This is a genomic window from Bradyrhizobium sp. CCGUVB14 (assembly GCF_024199935.1).
Lineage (GTDB): Bacteria > Pseudomonadota > Alphaproteobacteria > Rhizobiales > Xanthobacteraceae > Bradyrhizobium.
Window position 1 is genome coordinate 4,613,286 of record NZ_JANADS010000001.1, and the last position, 17,680, is coordinate 4,630,965.

General features: G+C 64.1%; 16 protein-coding genes. 13 read left to right on the forward strand and 3 right to left on the reverse strand.

Translation table 11 applies throughout. The features are described 5' to 3' along the window. Positions 1 to 126: 126 nt before the first annotated feature. Positions 127 to 1,956 carry an IlvD/Edd family dehydratase gene (locus tag NLM32_RS21190; protein WP_254130831.1) on the reverse strand — a complete coding sequence of 610 codons (1,830 nt, stop codon included), beginning with the start codon at positions 1,954 to 1,956 and terminating at the stop codon, positions 127 to 129. A gap of 127 nt (positions 1,957 to 2,083) precedes the next feature. Beyond that, positions 2,084 to 3,181 (reverse strand): LacI family DNA-binding transcriptional regulator, encoded by a 1,098-nt coding sequence (locus NLM32_RS21195; protein ID WP_254130832.1) that lies wholly within the window; start codon positions 3,179 to 3,181, stop codon positions 2,084 to 2,086. Between the two features lie 206 nt (positions 3,182 to 3,387). On the opposite strand from NLM32_RS21195, the gene NLM32_RS21200 reads away from it, so the two are divergent. The 12 genes from NLM32_RS21200 (at position 3,388) to NLM32_RS21255 (ending at position 14,915) form a co-directional block, all read left to right on the forward strand. Next, the gene (locus NLM32_RS21200; protein ID WP_254130833.1) at positions 3,388 to 4,449 is read left to right on the forward strand and encodes an ABC transporter ATP-binding protein; all 1,062 of its coding nucleotides are present in this window, start codon (positions 3,388 to 3,390) and stop codon (positions 4,447 to 4,449) included. Between the two features lie 57 nt (positions 4,450 to 4,506). Next, on the forward strand, positions 4,507 to 5,820 hold the full coding sequence (locus NLM32_RS21205) for an ABC transporter substrate-binding protein (protein ID WP_254130834.1): 1,314 nt from the start codon (positions 4,507 to 4,509) through the stop codon (positions 5,818 to 5,820). 67 nt (positions 5,821 to 5,887) lie between these two features. Then, complete coding sequence (locus tag NLM32_RS21210; protein WP_254130835.1) at positions 5,888 to 6,835, forward strand: carbohydrate ABC transporter permease; 948 nt, start codon at positions 5,888 to 5,890, stop codon at positions 6,833 to 6,835. Positions 6,836 to 6,837: 2 nt separating this feature from the next. Next, entirely contained in the window at positions 6,838 to 7,713 is an 876-nt protein-coding gene (locus tag NLM32_RS21215; protein WP_254130836.1) for a carbohydrate ABC transporter permease, read from the forward strand. A gap of 73 nt (positions 7,714 to 7,786) precedes the next feature. Beyond that, positions 7,787 to 8,773, forward strand: a complete 987-nt coding sequence (denD, locus tag NLM32_RS21220) for a D-erythronate dehydrogenase (protein ID WP_254130837.1) — start codon at positions 7,787 to 7,789, stop codon at positions 8,771 to 8,773. A 30-nt stretch (positions 8,774 to 8,803) separates the two neighbouring features. Beyond that, on the forward strand, positions 8,804 to 9,784 hold the full coding sequence (locus NLM32_RS21225) for a sugar kinase (RefSeq protein WP_254130838.1): 981 nt from the start codon (positions 8,804 to 8,806) through the stop codon (positions 9,782 to 9,784). Between the two features lie 18 nt (positions 9,785 to 9,802). After that, positions 9,803 to 10,453 (forward strand): bifunctional 4-hydroxy-2-oxoglutarate aldolase/2-dehydro-3-deoxy-phosphogluconate aldolase, encoded by a 651-nt coding sequence (gene eda, locus NLM32_RS21230; protein WP_254130839.1) that lies wholly within the window; start codon positions 9,803 to 9,805, stop codon positions 10,451 to 10,453. Positions 10,454 to 10,530: 77 nt separating this feature from the next. Beyond that, positions 10,531 to 11,700: an acetyl-CoA acetyltransferase gene (locus tag NLM32_RS21235; RefSeq protein WP_254130840.1), complete on the forward strand. Its 1,170-nt coding sequence runs from the start codon at positions 10,531 to 10,533 to the stop codon at positions 11,698 to 11,700. A gap of 125 nt (positions 11,701 to 11,825) precedes the next feature. Continuing rightward, positions 11,826 to 12,032 (forward strand): hypothetical protein, encoded by a 207-nt coding sequence (locus tag NLM32_RS21240; protein ID WP_254130841.1) that lies wholly within the window; start codon positions 11,826 to 11,828, stop codon positions 12,030 to 12,032. Positions 12,033 to 12,213: 181 nt separating this feature from the next. Continuing rightward, on the forward strand, positions 12,214 to 13,413 hold the full coding sequence (locus NLM32_RS21245) for a CaiB/BaiF CoA-transferase family protein (protein WP_254130842.1): 1,200 nt from the start codon (positions 12,214 to 12,216) through the stop codon (positions 13,411 to 13,413). 9 nt (positions 13,414 to 13,422) lie between these two features. After that, positions 13,423 to 14,559 (forward strand): thiolase family protein, encoded by a 1,137-nt coding sequence (locus tag NLM32_RS21250; protein ID WP_254130843.1) that lies wholly within the window; start codon positions 13,423 to 13,425, stop codon positions 14,557 to 14,559. After that, positions 14,556 to 14,915: a Zn-ribbon domain-containing OB-fold protein gene (locus tag NLM32_RS21255; protein WP_254130844.1), complete on the forward strand. Its 360-nt coding sequence runs from the start codon at positions 14,556 to 14,558 to the stop codon at positions 14,913 to 14,915. Before NLM32_RS21250 ends, NLM32_RS21255 begins: the two co-directional genes overlap by 4 nt. A 469-nt stretch (positions 14,916 to 15,384) precedes the next feature. Here NLM32_RS21255 and NLM32_RS21260 read toward each other — a convergent pair whose 3' ends face one another. Further along, positions 15,385 to 16,143 carry a FadR/GntR family transcriptional regulator gene (locus tag NLM32_RS21260; RefSeq protein ID WP_254130845.1) on the reverse strand — a complete coding sequence of 253 codons (759 nt, stop codon included), beginning with the start codon at positions 16,141 to 16,143 and terminating at the stop codon, positions 15,385 to 15,387. A 128-nt stretch (positions 16,144 to 16,271) separates the two neighbouring features. On the opposite strand from NLM32_RS21260, the gene NLM32_RS21265 reads away from it, so the two are divergent. Then, on the forward strand, positions 16,272 to 17,663 hold the full coding sequence (locus NLM32_RS21265; RefSeq protein WP_254130846.1) for an aspartate aminotransferase family protein: 1,392 nt from the start codon (positions 16,272 to 16,274) through the stop codon (positions 17,661 to 17,663). Positions 17,664 to 17,680 lie beyond the last annotated feature (17 nt).

Below are 17,680 nucleotides of genomic sequence, written 5' to 3' on the forward strand. Positions count from 1 at the left end.
CCTCACCTTGAAAATTTGACTGTTGGTTTCTCGTCATTGCGAGCGAAGCGAAGCAATCCAGATTCTTGCCGCGGGGGCAGTCTGGATTGCTTCGTCGCTACGCTCCTCGCAATGACGGTGTCGCTGTCAGTGATTATCCCGCGGCACGCCAAACGCGGCGGCGACGTTCTGGTAGCGCGTGGCGAGCTCCATGCAGGCGCCGGTCGATTGCTGGCCGACGGTGTTGCGATAGATCTCCTGCCAGGGCGTCTGGTTCGCCGGGTGCTTGAAGCCGCCGCTGGCCTTCAGCTCGGCGTGGCGCTTCTTCAACTCGTCGTCCGAGATCAGGATGTTGGCGCTGCCCTTGTTGAGGTCGATGCGGACCTTGTCGCCGGTCTTGAGGATCGCAAGGCCGCCATTGGCGGCGGCTTCCGGCGAGGCGTTCAGGATCGACGGCGAGCCCGACGTGCCGGACTGGCGACCGTCCCCGATGCAGGGCAGGGACAGGATGCCGCGTTTGATCAGGGCGGCCGGCGGCTGCATGTTCACGACCTCGGCGCCGCCGGGATAGCCGATCGGGCCGGTGCCGCGGATGAACAGCACGCAGTGCTCGTCGATGTCGAGCGAAGCGTCATCGATCCGCTCGTGATAGTCCTCCGGACCCTCGAACACGATCGCGCGGCCCTCGAAGGCATTCAGATCCTTCGGGTTGACGAGATAGCGGTCGCGGAATTCCTTGGAGATCACGGAGGTCTTCATGATCGCGGAATCGAACAGATTGCCCTTCAGCACCAGGAAGCCGGCGTCCTTCACCAGCGGCTTGTCATAAGCCCAGATCACGTCGTTGTCGGGCTTCGGCGCATCCTTGCAGTTCTCGCCGATGCCGCGGCCGTTCACCGTGACCGCGTCCTCATGGATGCGCTTGTGCTTCATCAATTCGCGCACCACGGCCGGCACGCCGCCGGCGCGGTGGAATTCCTCGCCGAGATAGAAGCCGGCCGGCTGCATGTTGACCAGCAGCGGCACGTCATGGCCGAACTTCTGCCAGTCATCGATCGACAGCTCCACGCCGATATGGCGGGCCAGCGCATTGATGTGGATCGGCGCGTTGGTCGAGCCGCCGATCGCCGAATTGATCACGATGCAGTTTTCGAACGCCTTGCGGGTCAGGATGTCCGAGGGCTTGAGGTCTTCCCAGACCATCTCGACGGCGCGCTTGCCCGTCTCGTAGGCGATCTGGCCGCGTTCGCGGTAGGGGGCCGGAATCGCCGAGCAACCCGGCAGCGAGAAGCCGAGCGCTTCGGCAAGGCCGTTCATGGTCGAGGCCGTGCCCATGGTGTTGCAATGGCCGACCGAAGGCGCCGAGGACGCCACGATCTCCATGAACTCTTCATAGTCGATCTCGCCTGCGGCGAGCCGCTCGCGCGACTTCCAGACGATGGTGCCGGAGCCGGTGCGCTCACCGGCATGCCAGCCGTTGAGCATCGGGCCGCCTGACAGCACGATCGCGGGCAGGTTCACGGTCGCCGCCGCCATCATCAGGGCGGGCGTGGTCTTGTCGCAGCCGGTGGTCAGCACCACGCCGTCGAGCGGATAGCCGTAGAGGATCTCGACCAGGCCGAGATAGGCGAGGTTGCGGTCGAGCGCCGCGGTCGGGCGCTTGCCGGTCTCCTGGATCGGGTGGGTCGGGAATTCCATCGCAATGCCGCCGGCCTCGCGGATGCCTTCGCGGACGCGATGGGCGAGCTCGATATGATGGCGGTTGCAGGGGGAGAGGTCGTTGCCGGTCTGGGCGATGCCGATGATCGGCTTGCCGGACTGCAGCTCGGCGCGGGTGAGGCCGTAGTTCAGATAGCGCTCCATGTAGAGCGCGGTCATGCCCGGATTATGCGGGTTGTTGAACCAGTCCTGCGAGCGAAGGTGGCGGCGGGTGCCGTTACCGGCGGGCGCATGCCCATTGGTTGGCTTTTTTGTCATTGGATTCTCCTTCAATGCAAACGCACGGGCCGGCGTCCGGGATGCCGATCGGTGCGATGCCCGGCAGCGCGAGCATGTCGTGACGGCCCGCCTGCTGGCGAACGTTTCCTGATGGCAGCGATACTACTCATGGGTCGTTGGTAACGCTATCATTTTGTACGGCTGGCGCCCATTCCGGCGTGTGCGGGCCGGCCGCGAGCCGCTGCGTCTGCGAACTCTGCCGCTCGATCACGGTAAAGCCGAGATCGAGCACGGGCTCCTCGGGACGCTTGCCTTCGATCGCCTCGATCAGCATCGCGGCAGCAGCGCTGCCCATTTCGTAGCGGTTGGTCCGGACGCTCGTCAGCGTCGGCACCGAGGAGGCCATGAATTCGAGGTCGTTGAACCCGACGATCGCGATCTGATCGGGGACTGCGATGTCCCGTCGGCGGCATTCGAACAGCACGCCGAGCGCGAGGTCGTCATTGGCGCAGAACACCGAGTCGATGCCGGGCTCGCGCGCGAGAAGATCGGCGAACAGCGCACCGCCGAGCGTGACCGAGGTCGGCGTCGCCGTCGTCACGATCAGTCTTTGGTCGAACAGGCCGGCGTCCTTCATGGCCGCGACGTAGCCGTCGAGCCGGCGCTGCACCCGCGGGTCCATGCGCGCGCCGACAAAGCCGATCCTGCGGTGGCCCTGCGCGAACAAATGAGCAATCGCCGCGCGCGCTGCATCATAATGGGAAAAGCCGATCATCATGTCGACCGGGTTGGGCCCGATCTCCATGATCTGCACGATCGGGCAGTCGGCCGCCTCCAGCATCGCGCGCGATTCCGTGGTCTGGTCGATGCCCGTGACGATCAGTCCCGCCGGCTTCTGCGCCAGAAACAGGCGCAACAGTTTCTCCTCCTGGAGGATGCTGTAACGCGTGTTGGATAGCTGGATCGAGTAACGGCTGCTTTCGGAGGCGTCATAGATGCCGCGCAGCACGTCGGAGAACACGTTGTTGGTCAGTGACGGAATCAAGACACCGATCACCTCGGTGCGCTGCGAGGCCAGCGCGCGTGCCGCAAGGTTGGGCACATAGCCGAGCTCCCGGGCCGCGCTTTCGACCCGCGTCCGCTTGGCGACCGACAGCGCCTCGGGATTGCGGAAGAAGCGGGAGGCCGTAATGGGGCTGACGCCGGCGAGCTCGGCGACTTCCGCCAACCGAATCTTGCCCGACTTGGTGCGCTTTCGTCCCATTTGTTGCTCTTATCACAGCCACTCCCGCAAACAAAGGATCGTTGACAGCGCTACCAGCAACGACTAACCAAAGACAAATTGCCAAAGCCGCACAAACTGCCGACAATGTCGCCTGTTAAGAGGGGCTTCGGGTCGGCGAAGTTCAGAGAAAACAAGACGGTGGCGGCGCCACAGTTGCGTCGTCTAAGTCGGAGGAGGGAGCCTAGATGTCGTCTGTGCAAATCCGCGACGTGCGGAAATCGTTCGGCAATTTTGAAGTCCTGCACGGCGTCTCGATTCCGATCGAGGACGGCCAGTTCGTCGTCCTGGTTGGCCCTTCCGGCTGCGGCAAGTCGACGCTTCTGCGCATGCTCGCAGGCCTCGAGAACATCACCTCCGGCACGATCTCGATCGGCGACCGCGTCGTCAACAATGTCCAGCCCAAGGAGCGGGACATTGCGATGGTGTTCCAGAACTACGCGCTCTACCCGCACATGACGGTCGGCGAAAACATGGGCTTCTCGCTGAAGCTGCGTAACGCCGGCTCCGACGAGATCAACAAGCGCGTCAAGCGCGCTGCCGAAATCCTCGCACTGACGCCGTTGCTCGAGCGCTACCCGCGTCAGCTCTCCGGCGGCCAGCGCCAACGCGTCGCCATGGGCCGCGCCATCGTGCGCGATCCCCAGGTGTTCCTGTTCGACGAGCCCTTGTCGAACCTCGACGCCAAGCTGCGCGTCGCCATGCGCACCGAGATCAAGGAGCTGCACCAGCGGCTCAAGACCACGACCGTCTACGTCACCCACGACCAGATCGAGGCCATGACCATGGCCGACAAGATCGTCGTGATGCATGACGGCATCGTCGAGCAGATGGGCACGCCGCTCGAGCTCTACGACAAGCCGGAAAACCAGTTCGTCGCCGGTTTCATCGGCTCGCCCGCGATGAACTTCCTGAAGGGGCATGTCCGCGTCAACGGCGTTGCGACCTTCGAGGGACCGAACGGCGTCAGGCTGCCGCTCAAGAGCGCGCCGGCGGGCTCCGATGGCAAGCCTGTGGTCTATGGCGTCCGTCCCGAGCATTTCACCATCGCCGATGACGGTGCCGACGCCGAGATCGTCGTGGTCGAGCCGACCGGTTCGGAGACGCAGGTGTTTGCGAAGGTCGGTGGCGAGCAGGTCGTCGCGGTTTTCCGCGAGCGTCACCAGTTCAACCCGGGCGACAAGGTCAAGCTGAAGCCCGATCCGGCCCTAGTGCATCTGTTCGACGAGGCGACCGGCAAGCGCATGTAGCGGCGTTTCGTGACGTAAGACGACTAAATACAAAATATAAAATTCAGGGAGAGAACGATGAGCCATTTCGACAGGCGTAGTGTGCTTAAAGCCAGCCTGGGCGGCGCAGCTTTGCTCGCTGGCCCAGGGATCGTCCCGGTGCGTGCTGCGGAGTGGACCAACACGCCGGAGCCGAACGCCTCCATTCGCGTGCTGCGCTGGAAGCAGTTCATCCAGGCTGAGTTCGACAAGTTCGCCGAGCAGACCAAGAAGTTCTCCGAAAAGACCGGCATCAAGGTCAAGCTCGAGGCCGAGAGCTGGGAAGACATCCGCCCGAAGGCCGCGGTCGCCGCTAATGTCGGCGCCGGTCCGGATCTCATCGTCGGCACGCTCGACGATCCCTTCAAATTCCCCGAGAAGCTGATCGACGTGACCGACGTCGCCGACTATCTCGGCAAGCAATATGGCGGCTGGTATCCGGTCGCCGAGCGCTACGGCAAGAAGGGCAACAACTGGATCGCCATCCCGCAGGGCGCGACCGGCGGCTGCCTCAACTACCGCATCAGCCACGTGAAGGCCGCGGGCTTCGAGGAATTCCCCAAAGACACCGACGGCTTCCTCAAGCTGTGCCAGGCGCTGAAGAAGAACAACACGCCGGCGGGCTTCGCGCTCGGCCATGCCACGGGCGACGCCAACGGCTGGTGCCAGTGGGCGCTGTGGGCGTTCGGCGGCAAGGTCGTCAACGACAAGAACGAGGTCGTGATCGACTCGCCGGAGACGATCGCCGCGATCGAATACGTCAAGCAGCTCTATGCGACGTTCATTCCGGGCGTGCTGTCTTGGAACGACTCGAACAACAACAAGGCGTTCCTCAACGGCGAACTCAGCCTCACCCTGAACGGCATCTCGATCTGGACCGTCGGCAAGAACTCGACCGATCCGAAGCAGCAGGAGATCGCCAAGGACATGAACCACGCGCCGATGCCGATCGGCCCTGTGGGCGTGTCGACCGAGCAGCAGAACGTCCTGGTCTACTACGGCTACAAGCACTCGAAGTATCCGAAGGCGGTCAAGGAGTTCATCAAGTTCATGATGGACAAGGAGAACTACGACGCGTGGGAGGTGGCCTCCAACGGCTACGTCTCGCCGCCGCTCCCGGCCTATAACGACAACCCGGTCTGGACCTCCGATCCCAAGATCACGCCGTATCGCGACTGCCTGAAGCGCTGCCGCGACAACGGCTATGCCGGCGATCTCGGCTACGCCTCGGCCGCCGTCATGGGCGACTTCGTGGTGGTGGACATGTTCGCGGAAGCCGCATCCGGCTCGGCCACGCCGCAGGAAGCAGCCAAGCGCGCTGCCGAGCGTGCCAAGCGCTACTACCAGGTCTGATCAGCCACAGGCGGCGGCGTCCGGTTTGCTGGGCGCCGCCGTTGTCGTTCTTTGAGGGGAGTCCGACATGGCCGTTATCGCCGAGCCCGCCGCTGCGGAAGTCAAGCGCAGCAGCTTGTGGAGCAGGGCGTTCGAAAGCCGGCATTTTCTCGGCGCCATGTTCATGGTGCCGGCGATCGCGATCCTGATCCTGTTTCTGGCTTATCCGCTCGCGCTCGGATTCTGGCTCGGCATGACCGACACCAAGATCGGCGGCGTCGGTCGTTACATCGGCTTCCAGAACTTCGTCTCGCTGTCCAAGGACAGCGTGTTCTGGCTGTCGGTGTTCAACACCATTTTCTACACGGTGTTCGCGAGCATCGTGAAATTCGCGGTCGGACTTTACCTGGCCCTGCTGCTCAACGAGCGGCTGCCGTTCAAGTCGATGGTCCGCGCCATCGTGCTGTTGCCCTTCGTGGTGCCGACCGTGCTGTCGGCGATCGCGTTCTGGTGGATCTATGACAGCCAGTTCTCGATCATCTCCTGGGTGCTGATCAAGGCGGGCCTGTTGACCCACTACATCGACTTCCTCGGCGATCCCTGGAATGCGCGCTGGTCGGTGGTGCTCGCCAACATCTGGCGCGGCGTCCCCTTCGTGGCCATCACGCTGCTGGCGGGATTGCAGACGATCTCGCCGTCGCTTTACGAGGCCGCCAATCTCGATGGCGCCACCAACCTGCAGCGCTTCCGCCACATCACGCTGCCGATGCTGTCGCCGATCATCGCGGTGGTGATGACGTTCTCGGTGCTGATGACGTTCACCGACTTCCAGCTGATCTACACCATCACGCGCGGTGGCCCGATCAACGCGACCCATCTGATGGCGACGCTGTCGTTCCAGCGCGCCATCACCGGCGGCAATCTCGGCGAGGGCGCGGCGATCTCGAACGCGATGATCCCGTTCCTGGTCGCGGCAATCCTGTTGAGCTTCTTCGGGCTTCAGCGCTCCCGTTGGCAGCAGGGCGGGAGGGACTGACCATGACCACCGTGGACGACCAAAGCGTCGGAATGGACTATCTGGAAAGCTTTCCGCGGAAGTTCCTCCGCGTCTACCTTCCGCTCGGCCTGATCATCGTCTTCCTGCTGTTCCCGTTCTACTGGATGGCGGTGACGACGTTCAAGCCGGACGCGGAGATGTACGACTATGAGAAGTACAATCCGTTCCTGATTGCGCATCCGACGCTGGAGCACATCAAGAAGCTGTTCTTCGACACGGACTATCCGTTGTGGATGTGGAACACCGTCATCGTCTCGGTGTCCTCGACCTTCATCTCGCTGTTCGCCAGCGTCTGCGCGGCCTATGCGATCGAGCGCCTCCGCTACAAGGGCTCGCGCTATGTCGGCCTTGCGATCTTCCTCGGCTATCTCGTCCCGCCCTCGATCCTGTTCATTCCGCTGGCGGCGATCGTGTTCCAGCTCGGCCTGTTCGACGGCAATCTGGCGCTGATCCTGACCTATCCAACCTTCCTGATCCCGTTCTGCACCTGGCTCCTGATGGGCTATTTCCGCACCATCCCGTACGAGCTTGAGGAATGCGCGCTGATCGACGGGGCGACGCGGCTGCAGATCCTGACCAAGATCACGCTGCCGCTGTCGCTGCCGGGGGTGATCTCGGCGGGCATCTTCGCCTTCACGTTGTCCTGGAACGAGTTCATCTACGCGCTGACCTTCATCTCCTCGTCCGAGAACAAGACGATTCCGGTCGGCGCCATCACCGAGCTCGTCAATGGCGACGTCTACCATTGGGGCGCCCTGATGGCGGCGGCCCTGACCGGCTCGGTCCCCGTAGTTATCCTTTATTCCTTCTTCGTAGAGTACTATGTGTCGGCGATGACCGGCGCCGTGAAGGAATGATCGCGGGGCCTGCCTGAGAACGCGTCAGTAGATCAAGGGCGGCGCGTTCCGGCCAATAAGAAGGAGTAGGCTCTTGCACATTCTGGTTCTGGGTGCTGCCGGCATGGTCGGCCGCAAATTGTGTGAACGTCTCTTGCGCGACGGCCGGCTCGGCAAGAGCGACATCACCAAGCTGACCATGCACGACGTGGTCGAGCCCAAGAAGCCGGAGAAGGCCGGTTTCCCCGTCGAGACCGTCTCGGGCGATTTCGCCGTGCCGGGCGCTGCCGAAAAGCTGATCGCCGGCCGTCCCGACGTGATCTTCCATCTCGCCGCGATCGTCTCGGGCGAGGCCGAGCTCGATTTCGACAAGGGCTACCGCATCAATCTCGACGGCACGCGGATGCTGCTTGACGCTGTCAGGCTCGTCGGCGGCGGCTACAAGCCCCGCGTCGTGTTCACGTCCTCGATCGCGGTGTTCGGCGCGCCGTTCCCGGATGCGATCGGCGACGAGTTCTTCCACACGCCGCTGCTCAGCTACGGCACCCAGAAGGCGATCGGCGAGCTGCTGCTGGCGGATTATTCGCGCCGCGGCTTCCTCGACGGCATCGGCATTCGCCTGCCGACCATCTGCATCCGTCCCGGCCTGCCCAACAAAGCGGCATCGGGCTTCTTCTCCAATATCCTGCGCGAACCGCTCGCCGGCAAGGAAGCGGTTCTCCCGGTCTCCGAGGACGTCCGCCACTGGCACGCCACGCCGCGCTCGGCCGTCGGCTTCCTGCTTCATGCCGGCACCATGGACCTCGCCAAGGTCGGTCCGCGTCGCAACCTGACCATGCCGGGCTTCTCGGCCACGGTCGGCGAGCAGATCGCCGCGCTCAGGCGGGTCGCGGGCGACAAGGTCGCCGCGCGCATCAAGCATGAGCTCGATCCGTTCATCGTCGGCATCGTCGGTGGTTGGCCGCGCAATTTCGAGGCGAAGCGGGCGCGCGAGCTCGGCTTCACCACCGAAGAGAAGAGCTTCGACGATATCATCCGGATCCACATCGACGACGAGCTTGGCGGCAATTTCGTCGCCTGATCGTTGGAGATGAACAGCGTGGACATGACGATGGCGAGCGTTGCTTGCATCGGTGAATGCATGGTCGAGCTCCGGCAGGCTCAAGGTGGACAGTCCACCGGTCAGTCTGCCGGGCAGGGTGGTGGCCTGTTCTCGCGCGGCTTCGGCGGCGATACCCTCAACACGGCGGTCTATCTGGCGCGGCTCGAGATCAAGGTCGACTATCTCACCGCGCTCGGCGACGACGGCATGAGCGAGGAGATGATCACGGCCTGGAATGCCGAGGGCGTCGGCACGCGGCGCGTGGTGCGGCTGCCGGGCAAGCTGCCCGGCCTCTACATGATCCAGCTCGATGCCAACGGCGAGCGCCAGTTCTTTCACTGGCGCGACAGTGCGGCGGCGCGGCAGCTGATGAGCCTGCCGGAGACCGACGAGCTGCTCAACTCGCTGATGAGCTACGACATCGTCTATCTCTCGGCGATCACGCTCTCGATCTACGACGCCTCGGGGCGCGACCGCCTGTTCGCGGCGATCAAGCGCGCCCGGCTGCTCGGCACCCGCTTCGTGTTCGACACGAATTTTCGCGCACGCGGTTGGCCCGACCGCGACGTCGCGCGCGAGGTGTTTGCCGCGGCGTTTGCCGCCGCCGACATCGTGCTGACCTCGACCGAGGATCTGCTCGCGCTCTATCCCGGCGAAAGCCGTGAACAGCTGATGGCGCGCATCCCGACGCCCGAGCTGGTGTTCCGCCTGGCCGAGCCCGTCAGCATGCTGCGCTTTCCCGGGGCGACCTATGAGGTCCACGCCGAACCAATGACCAAGCCGGTCGTTGACACCACGGCGGCCGGGGACAGCTTTGCCGCGGCCTATATCGCGGCCCGGCTCGGCGGTTCCGATCCGGTCGAGGCCGCCCAGGCCGGGCATCGCCTCGCCAGCCTCGTGATCTGCTATCCCGGCGCCATCATTCCGGGCTATGCCATGCCGCCGAAGAAGCGGCACCGGCCGGCGACCACGCGTCAAGCGACCAAGTGAAACGAAAAGATCCCAGAGATGCCCACGACCGCCCAACAGAACCACCTCGTCGCGCTGTTCAAGGCCGCGACCGTCATTCCCGTCCTGACCATCGACCGCATTCAGGATGCCGTGCCGTTGGCGCAAGCCCTCGTGGCCGGCGGCGTTCGCACGCTGGAGGTGACCCTGCGCACCCCCATCGCGATCGAGGCGGCGCGGGCGATCATGTCCGAAGTCCCCGACGCGGTCGTCGGCATCGGCACCATCCTCAATCCGGCCGACTTCACCCGTGTGGAGAAGATCGGCGTCGCCTTCGGCATCAGCCCGGGCCTGACCCCCGATCTCCTCAAGGCCGCCGCGCACAGCTCCTTGCCCTTTGCGCCCGGCATCGCCACGGCGTCCGAGCTGATGATGGCGCTGTCGCATGGATTCGACGTCGCAAAATTCTTTCCGGCGGAGCAGGCCGGCGGCATCAAGGGGCTGCGCTCGCTCGGTGGGCCGTTCCCGAACGTTCGGTTCTGCCCGACCGGCGGGGTCGGTGAGGCCAATGCGGCGACCTGGCTCGCCGAGCCCAATGTCGTCGCGGTCGGCGGTTCCTGGCTGTGCCCGACAGCCGAGATCAAGGCCGGGAACTGGGCTGGCATAACTGCCATCTGCCAGCGCACCCTCCAGGCCCTTAAACCTGCGTGAAGTCTTGCCATCCCTGGGCTAAGACTTAGGTCAGGATAAGACTTGGGTCAGCAAGAGACCGCCAGGGAGAAAAGACCATGACCGCCAGCATCGTCGGATGGGCGCATACGCCGTTCGGCAAGTTCGACACCGAAACCGTCGAAAGCCTCGTCACTCGCGTCGCCAACGAGGCGATGGCCGATGCCGGCATTTCGGCCTCCGATGTCGACGAGATCGTGCTCGGCCATTTCAACGCCGGCTTCTCGGCGCAGGATTTTACCGCCTCGCTGGTGCTCCAGGCCGACCCGAAGCTGCGTTTCAAGCCGGCCACCCGGGTCGAAAATGCCTGCGCGACCGGATCGGCCGCAGTGCACCAGGGCCTGCGCGCGATTGCCGCGGGCGCGGCCAAGATCGTGCTGGTTGTCGGCGTCGAGCAGATGACCCGCACCCCGGGTCCGGAGATCGGCAAGAACCTGCTCAAGGCGTCCTATCTGCCCGAGGACGGCGACACCGTCGGCGGCTTCGCCGGCGTGTTCGGCAAGATCGCCAGCTCCTATTTCCAGAAATACGGCGACCAGTCCGATGCGCTGGCGCTGATCGCGGCCAAGAACCACAAGAACGGCGTCGCCAATCCCTTCGCCCAGATGCGCAAGGACTTTGGCTTCGACTTCTGCCGCGCCGAGAGCGAGAAGAATCCGTATGTCGCCGGCCCCCTGAAGCGCACCGACTGCTCGCTCGTCTCCGACGGCGCGGCCGCGCTGGTGCTGGCCGATGCCGAGACCGCCAAGGGCATGGGCAAGTCGATCGGCTTCCGCGCCACCGCGCACGCCCAGGACTTTTTGCCGATGTCCAAGCGCGACATCCTCCAGTTCGAAGGCTGCACGGTCGCCTGGCAGCGCGCGCTGGAGCAGGCCGGCGTGACGCTCAACGATCTCTCCTTCGTCGAGACCCATGACTGCTTCACCGTCGCCGAGCTGATCGAGTACGAAGCGATGGGCCTGACGCCGAAGGGGCAGGGTGCCCGCGCCATCAAGGAAGGCTGGACCCTCAAGGACGGCAAGCTGCCGGTCAATCCGTCCGGCGGGCTGAAGGCCAAGGGCCATCCGATCGGCGCCACCGGCGTCTCCATGCACGTGATGACCGCGATGCAGCTCGCAGGCCAGGCGCCAGAGGGCATGCAGCTCAAGAACGCCAAGCTCGGCGGCATCTTCAACATGGGCGGCGCCGCCGTCGCCAACTACGTCTCGGTCCTCGAACCTCTGAAGTAGCCAGTCCCGTAGGGTGGGCAAAGGCGCGCAAGCCCCTTGCCCACCATTTCCTTGCGTTAGATCATGGTGGGCACGTTGCGCTTTGCCCACCCTACGGCTCCTGATTGATTTGAGAGAAAGCTATCATGAGCAATGCCTACGAAGATTCACTCTCTATTGAAGCCCTCAACGATCGCATCGCGATCCTCGAAGACAATATCCGCCAGCTGATCGAGCAGGCTGCGGCCGCCTCGGGCGAGCAGAACGAGTCGCGCATCGCCGACCGCATCAACCAGCAGAACGACGAGCTCGATCGCCTCATGAAAATCCGCGAATCCCGCCAGAAGAAATAGCGGCCGCACCGCGCATGCGGCCATACCCCGGCCGCCCTTGCGCGTGCGCTGCTGCTGCCTTTAGCTGGACCGAAATCGCGGGGCCGCGCCTGTAGCGTTTTCGAGCGAAGTGGATACCGGTTCGCATAAAGAAAACGCGTCAAAACAGGAATCCATAGCCTGCGCAATCGGGAGCGAACGAATGGGGCCGCTGAAGGGCATCAAGGTCGTCGACATGACCACCGTGCTGATGGGGCCTTATGCGACCCAGATGCTCGGCGATTACGGTGCCGACGTGATTAAGGTGGAATCGCTCGACGGCGACGTCACCCGCCTGATCGGCCCGATGCGGCATGCCGGCATGGGCCCGGTGTTTCTCAACACCAACCGTAGCAAGCGCTCGATCTGCCTCGACCTGAAGAAGCCTGCGGGACGCGAGGCCGTGCTGCGGCTGCTGAAGGATGCCGACGTTCTCGTCTACAACGTCCGCCCGCAGGCGATGGCGCGGCTTCAGCTTGGTTATGACGTCGTCTCCGCGATCAACCCGCGCCTCGTCTATGCCGGCGTGTTCGGCTTCGGTCAGGACGGGCCCTATGCCGCAAAACCCGCCTATGACGATCTGATCCAGGGCGCCACCGCGCTCCCCGCCCTGATGGCGCAGACCGGCGACGGCGTGCCGCGCTACGTGCCGAACGCGCTGGTCGACCGCATCGTCGGCCTCACCGCCGTCGGCGCGATCTGCGCCAGCCTCGTGCATCGCGATCGCACCGGCTACGGCCAGCGCGTCGACATCCCGATGTTCGAGACCATGGCCGGCTTCGTCATGGGCGACCACATGGGCGGGCTCACCTTTGAGCCGCCGCTCGACAAGGGTGGCTATGCCCGGCATCTCTCGCGCGACCGCAGGCCGTACAAGACCTCCGACGGTTATCTCAGCGTCATCGTCTACAACGACAAGCAGTGGGAGAACTTCTTCAAGGCCACGGGGCGCGACGACCTGCGCGCCGATCCCAAATTCGCAACCTTCGCCGGCCGTGCCGCCAACATCGACGTCGTCTATGCCGAGCTCGCGCGCATCTTCGAGACGCGCACCACGGCCGAGTGGATCGAGCTGCTGACCAAGGCCGACGTGCCCGTGATGCCGATGCATGACCTCGCGTCGATCCTGCACGACCAGCATCTGGAGGCGACGGGCTTCTTCCCGGTTGTCGACCATCCGACCGAAGGCCCGATCCGCAGCATGAAGGTGACGGCCACCTGGTCGGAGACCGAGGCCGAGCCTGTCAGGCTCGCCCCACGCCTCAACGAGCATGGCGCGGAGATCCTGCGCGAGATCGGCTACTCCGCCGACGACATCGCCGCCATGGTTCGCGATGGCGTCACGCGCTTGGCGCCGGAGTAGGAGGGCATCATGAGCTTCATCACCGGTGTCGGCCTCACGTCCTACGGCAAGCACGAAGGCTCGTCCTCGCTCGACCTGATGAGCAAGGCTGCGCAATCCGCGCTCGACGATGCCGGGCTGAAGCGGGCCGAGATCGATGGCATCCTCTGCGGCTACTCAACGGTGTCGCCGCACATCATGCTGGCGACGGTGTTCGCTGAACATTTTGGCATCCGCCCGTCCTATGCGCACGCCGTGCAGGTCGGCGGCGCCACCGGACTTGCGATGACGATGCTCGCCCATCATCTCGTTGACGCCGGCGTCTGCCGCAACGTGCTCGTTGTCGGCGGCGAGAACCGCCTGACCGGGCAGAGCCGCGATGCCTCGATCCAGGCGCTGGCGCAGGTCGGTCATCCCGACTACGAGGTGCCGCTGGGCCCGACCATTCCCGCCTATTACGGTCTCGTCGCCACACGCTACATGCATGAATACGGCGTCACCGAACAGGATCTCGCCGAATTCGCCGTGCTGATGCGCGCGCATGCCTGCGCGCATCCCGGCGCGCAATTCCACGATCCCATCACGGTCGCCGACGTCATGGCCTCGAAGCCGGTGGCGATGCCGCTCAAGCTGCTCGACTGCTGCCCGGTGTCTGACGGCGGCGCGGCCTTCGTCATCAGCCGGGAGCGGACCGGGGAGGCGGGCGTACGCATTCGCGGCTGCGCCCAGGCGCATACCCATCAGCATGTCACCGCTGCGCCGGCGTTGAGCGAGCTCGGCGCCGAAATCTCCATCGCGCGCGCCAGGGAGGCCTCCGGCCTTGCGATCTCCGACGTGCGTTACGCCGCGATCTACGACAGTTTTACCATTACGCTCGCGATGCTGCTGGAAGACCTCGGCCTGGCCGGCCGCGGCGAGGCGGCGGCACGCGTGCGCTCAGGGCATTTTGGCCGTGACGGCGCGATGCCGCTCAACACCCATGGCGGCCTCCTGAGTTACGGCCATTGCGGCGTCGGCGGTGCCATGGCGCATCTGGTCGAGGCGCATCTGCAGATGACGGGACGGGCGGCGAATCGCCAGGTTCGCGATGCCTCGATTGCGCTGCTGCACGGCGACGGCGGCGTGCTGTCGTCCCATGTCAGCATGTTTCTGGAGCAGGTGCGATGAGCGAGCGAATCGCGGACTGGACCAAGGGCGAAGAGGCCATCACCTTTCAGACCTGCAGCGCATGCGGCCATGTGCAATATTTCCACCGCGCCTTTTGCGCGGCCTGCGGTGCGTCAGACCTGCACGAAGCGCGTGCCAGCGGCAAGGGCGGGGTCTACGCGACCTCGCTGGTCTGCCGCGCCGCCACGCCCGAGACGCGGGCGCACGTGCCCTACAACATCCTGCTGGTCGATTGCGCCGAGGGATTTCGCATGATGGCTCATGGCGAGAATGATCTTGCCATTGGCGACGAGGTGATCGCGGGCTTCAAGCCGTTTGCGGGTAAGCTCGTGCCGTTCTTTGCGAAGAAGGCGTAGTGGGCTTCGTCATTCGGGGGCGGTCCAAGGGACCGAGCCTGGAACGGGTATTCTGGGCCTGGCCTGTGCGAGGGCCACCCCGGAATGACGAAAACTGGAAAACGCGAACGCAACGCCCGTAAAGCTAACTCAACGCCCGTAGAATAATATGCTGGCGATGACGAGCATCGCCATCACCGCCAGCATATGCGCGAGCGCTTCCGAGGCCGCCCCCTTGGTGGCTTCCTTCATGCCGTTTTCTCCCTAGACTTGGGCGTGACTCATCGTGTGCGCTACTCGCGCACCCGACGGCCAATTATTTTACTCGGAACACCCCACTTCGAGTATTCGCCGCAATCAAGTCCCCACGCGGCGAATATCGACTGTGCCAAGGTCGATCAGCAATGCGGCGGCATTTTGACTCGATGATGTTGCTCCTGCGGTCTCGCTGCGCAGAGTTTGAGGAACCTTTCCTCGACCGCGACAAGTCTCATCGAATTTTCTTGGAAGAGTTCCCGGACGATTTCGGTGTGGCCATCGATTTGGCCTTCGAAGCCACCATCAGCGCATCCCTGATATTGCTGAGGTGACGTGTCATCGCCTGGCTCGCCTTGCGAGCGCTCCTCGCTTGAACGGCTTCGAATATGGCTTCGTGATCCCTGAGCCACATGGGACGATAATCCTCCATCTGCATGTGGTTGTGAATCTCCTGCCAGATGCCGGACTCGGTTTGCGCACGCCACAAGGAGTCGCTGATCGACACCAGTGCTCCGTTTCCCGTCGCCTCGGCCAGCACCATGTGGAAGCGGTGGTCCGACGTGTCGGCCTCGCGTCCCTGCGCGTGTTCCCAGCGCATCATGGCGAGTGCTTCGGCAAGCTGCACGAAGGTGGCCTCCGAGGCGCGCTGCGCCGCGATCGCCGCGATCTGCGGCTCGATGAGCTGACGCGCTTCCAGATTCTCGAACGGCCCAAAGCCTTCGAGCACATGCACGTCAGGCGCCTCCTGACGACTGATGACATAGACGCCGCTATTGCTGCGGACCTTCAGCATCCCGGCCATCGCGAGCGACAGGATGGCCTCGCGCACCGTCGGGCGTGACACGCCAAAAGTCTTCGCGAGATCGCGCTCGGCCGGCAGGCGCTGGCCGATGCGGTAACTCGTCTGGATCATTGCAGCAATGCGCCGCGCGACGATCTCGAAGCTGCGTTCAGGTTTGGTTGGAGGGTCGTGCAACATCTTCGTGCTCATCAGCTGTTTTTTTGAGTTTGACAAGCTGCCGCGCGAAAGCCAAGCTGGTCAGACCAATTTGGCCTGACCAATTTGGGTCGAACCGACGCCGGATCTGCATCACCGGCGGGAAGACGGAGCAACCGCGCGTGTCCGACCGAAGACTGAATTCAGCCGAGGCGCGCGACATCGCGTTCCATCTGCACTCGCAGACCAATCCTCTGCATCATGCAGAAATCGGACCGCTGATCATGACGCGCGGCGAGGGCGTCCATGTCTATGACGCAAGCGGCAAGCGTTATCTGGAAGCGATGGCCGGGCTCTGGTGCACCTCGCTCGGCTTTTCCGAGGCGCGGCTGAAGGCGGCCGCAGCTGCGGCCTACGACAAGTTTGGATTCTATCACAGCTTCAATCACAAGACGCCCGACAACACGATCGACCTCGCCGAGAAGCTGGTTGAGATCTCGCCGATCCCGGATGCGCAGGCCTATTTCGCCACCTCGGGCTCGGAAGCCACCGAGACGATGGTGAAGCTCGCCTGGGTCTATCACGCGGTCCATGGCAAGCCGGGGAAGCGCAAGATCATCGCTCGCGACCGCGGGTTCCATGGCTCGACGATCGTCGCGGCCTCGATGTGCGGTCTGCCCCGCATGCACCGCGAATTCGGCCTTCCGCTCGACGGCTTCCTGCATACGCATTGCCCGGATGCCTATCGCGGCACCAGGCCTGGCGAGAGCGAGGCGGCGTTCGTCGCTCGCCTTGCGGCCGATCTCGAAGCGCTGATCACGGCCGAGGGACCCGATACGATCGCCGCCTTCATCGCCGAGCCGATCAACGCCGGCGGCGGCATCGTCGTGCCGCCGAAGGGATATTTCGCTGCGATCGAGGCGGTGCTGCGCCGTCACGACATCCTGGTGCTTGGCGACGAAGTGGTCTGCGGCTTCGGCCGCACCGGCAACTGGTTCGGCTGCGAGACGGTCGGCATGAAGCCGGACATGGTGGCGCTCGCCAAAGGCATCACCTCGTCCTACTTCCCGATGTCAGCCGTGTTGCTCGGACGTCCGATCCGGGACGCGCTTGCCGAAATGAACAAGGGCGGCGAGCTGTTCGGACACGGCTTCACCAATTCCGGGCATCCGGTCGGCGCGGCCATCGCGCTCGAGACGCTGAAGATCTATCACGAGATGGACGTCGTGCCGCATGTCCGTCGCATGGGCGGCAGGCTCCGTGCCGGGCTGGAGCAGATCGCGCGGGATTCGCGCATCGTCGGCCAGGTTCGCGGCGAAGGATTGATGATCGGGGTCGAGCTGGTCGCTGACCCCGCGACGCGGCGGGCGTTCGATCCGGCGTTGAAGGTCGGCGCGATGTTCGATGCGCTTGCGATCGAGAATGGCCTGATCATCCGCGCAATGGGCGATACGATCGGGTTCTGTCCGCCGCTCATCATCGACGAAGCCGGGGTCGACGAAGCGCTCGACCTGTTCGCGCGGACCTTGTCCGGCGCCGAAGCCAAGCTTGCCGAGAACCGTCCATCTTCGTAATCCGTTGAGGAGACAAA

Bases quoted from the DNA above. Each gene is read 5' to 3' on its own strand.
- NLM32_RS21190 (WP_254130831.1), bottom strand. From the start codon at position 1,956: ATGACAAAAAAGCCAACCAATGGGCATGCGCCCGCCGGTAACGGCACC.
- NLM32_RS21195 (WP_254130832.1), bottom strand. From the start codon at position 3,181: ATGGGACGAAAGCGCACCAAGTCGGGCAAGATTCGGTTGGCGGAAGTC.
- NLM32_RS21200 (WP_254130833.1), top strand. From the start codon at position 3,388: ATGTCGTCTGTGCAAATCCGCGACGTGCGGAAATCGTTCGGCAATTTT.
- NLM32_RS21205 (WP_254130834.1), top strand. From the start codon at position 4,507: ATGAGCCATTTCGACAGGCGTAGTGTGCTTAAAGCCAGCCTGGGCGGC.
- NLM32_RS21210 (WP_254130835.1), top strand. From the start codon at position 5,888: ATGGCCGTTATCGCCGAGCCCGCCGCTGCGGAAGTCAAGCGCAGCAGC.
- NLM32_RS21215 (WP_254130836.1), top strand. From the start codon at position 6,838: ATGACCACCGTGGACGACCAAAGCGTCGGAATGGACTATCTGGAAAGC.
- NLM32_RS21225 (WP_254130838.1), top strand. From the start codon at position 8,804: ATGGCGAGCGTTGCTTGCATCGGTGAATGCATGGTCGAGCTCCGGCAG.
- eda (WP_254130839.1), top strand. From the start codon at position 9,803: ATGCCCACGACCGCCCAACAGAACCACCTCGTCGCGCTGTTCAAGGCC.
- NLM32_RS21235 (WP_254130840.1), top strand. From the start codon at position 10,531: ATGACCGCCAGCATCGTCGGATGGGCGCATACGCCGTTCGGCAAGTTC.
- NLM32_RS21240 (WP_254130841.1), top strand. From the start codon at position 11,826: ATGAGCAATGCCTACGAAGATTCACTCTCTATTGAAGCCCTCAACGAT.
- NLM32_RS21245 (WP_254130842.1), top strand. From the start codon at position 12,214: ATGGGGCCGCTGAAGGGCATCAAGGTCGTCGACATGACCACCGTGCTG.
- NLM32_RS21250 (WP_254130843.1), top strand. From the start codon at position 13,423: ATGAGCTTCATCACCGGTGTCGGCCTCACGTCCTACGGCAAGCACGAA.
- NLM32_RS21255 (WP_254130844.1), top strand. From the start codon at position 14,556: ATGAGCGAGCGAATCGCGGACTGGACCAAGGGCGAAGAGGCCATCACC.
- NLM32_RS21260 (WP_254130845.1), bottom strand. From the start codon at position 16,143: ATGAGCACGAAGATGTTGCACGACCCTCCAACCAAACCTGAACGCAGC.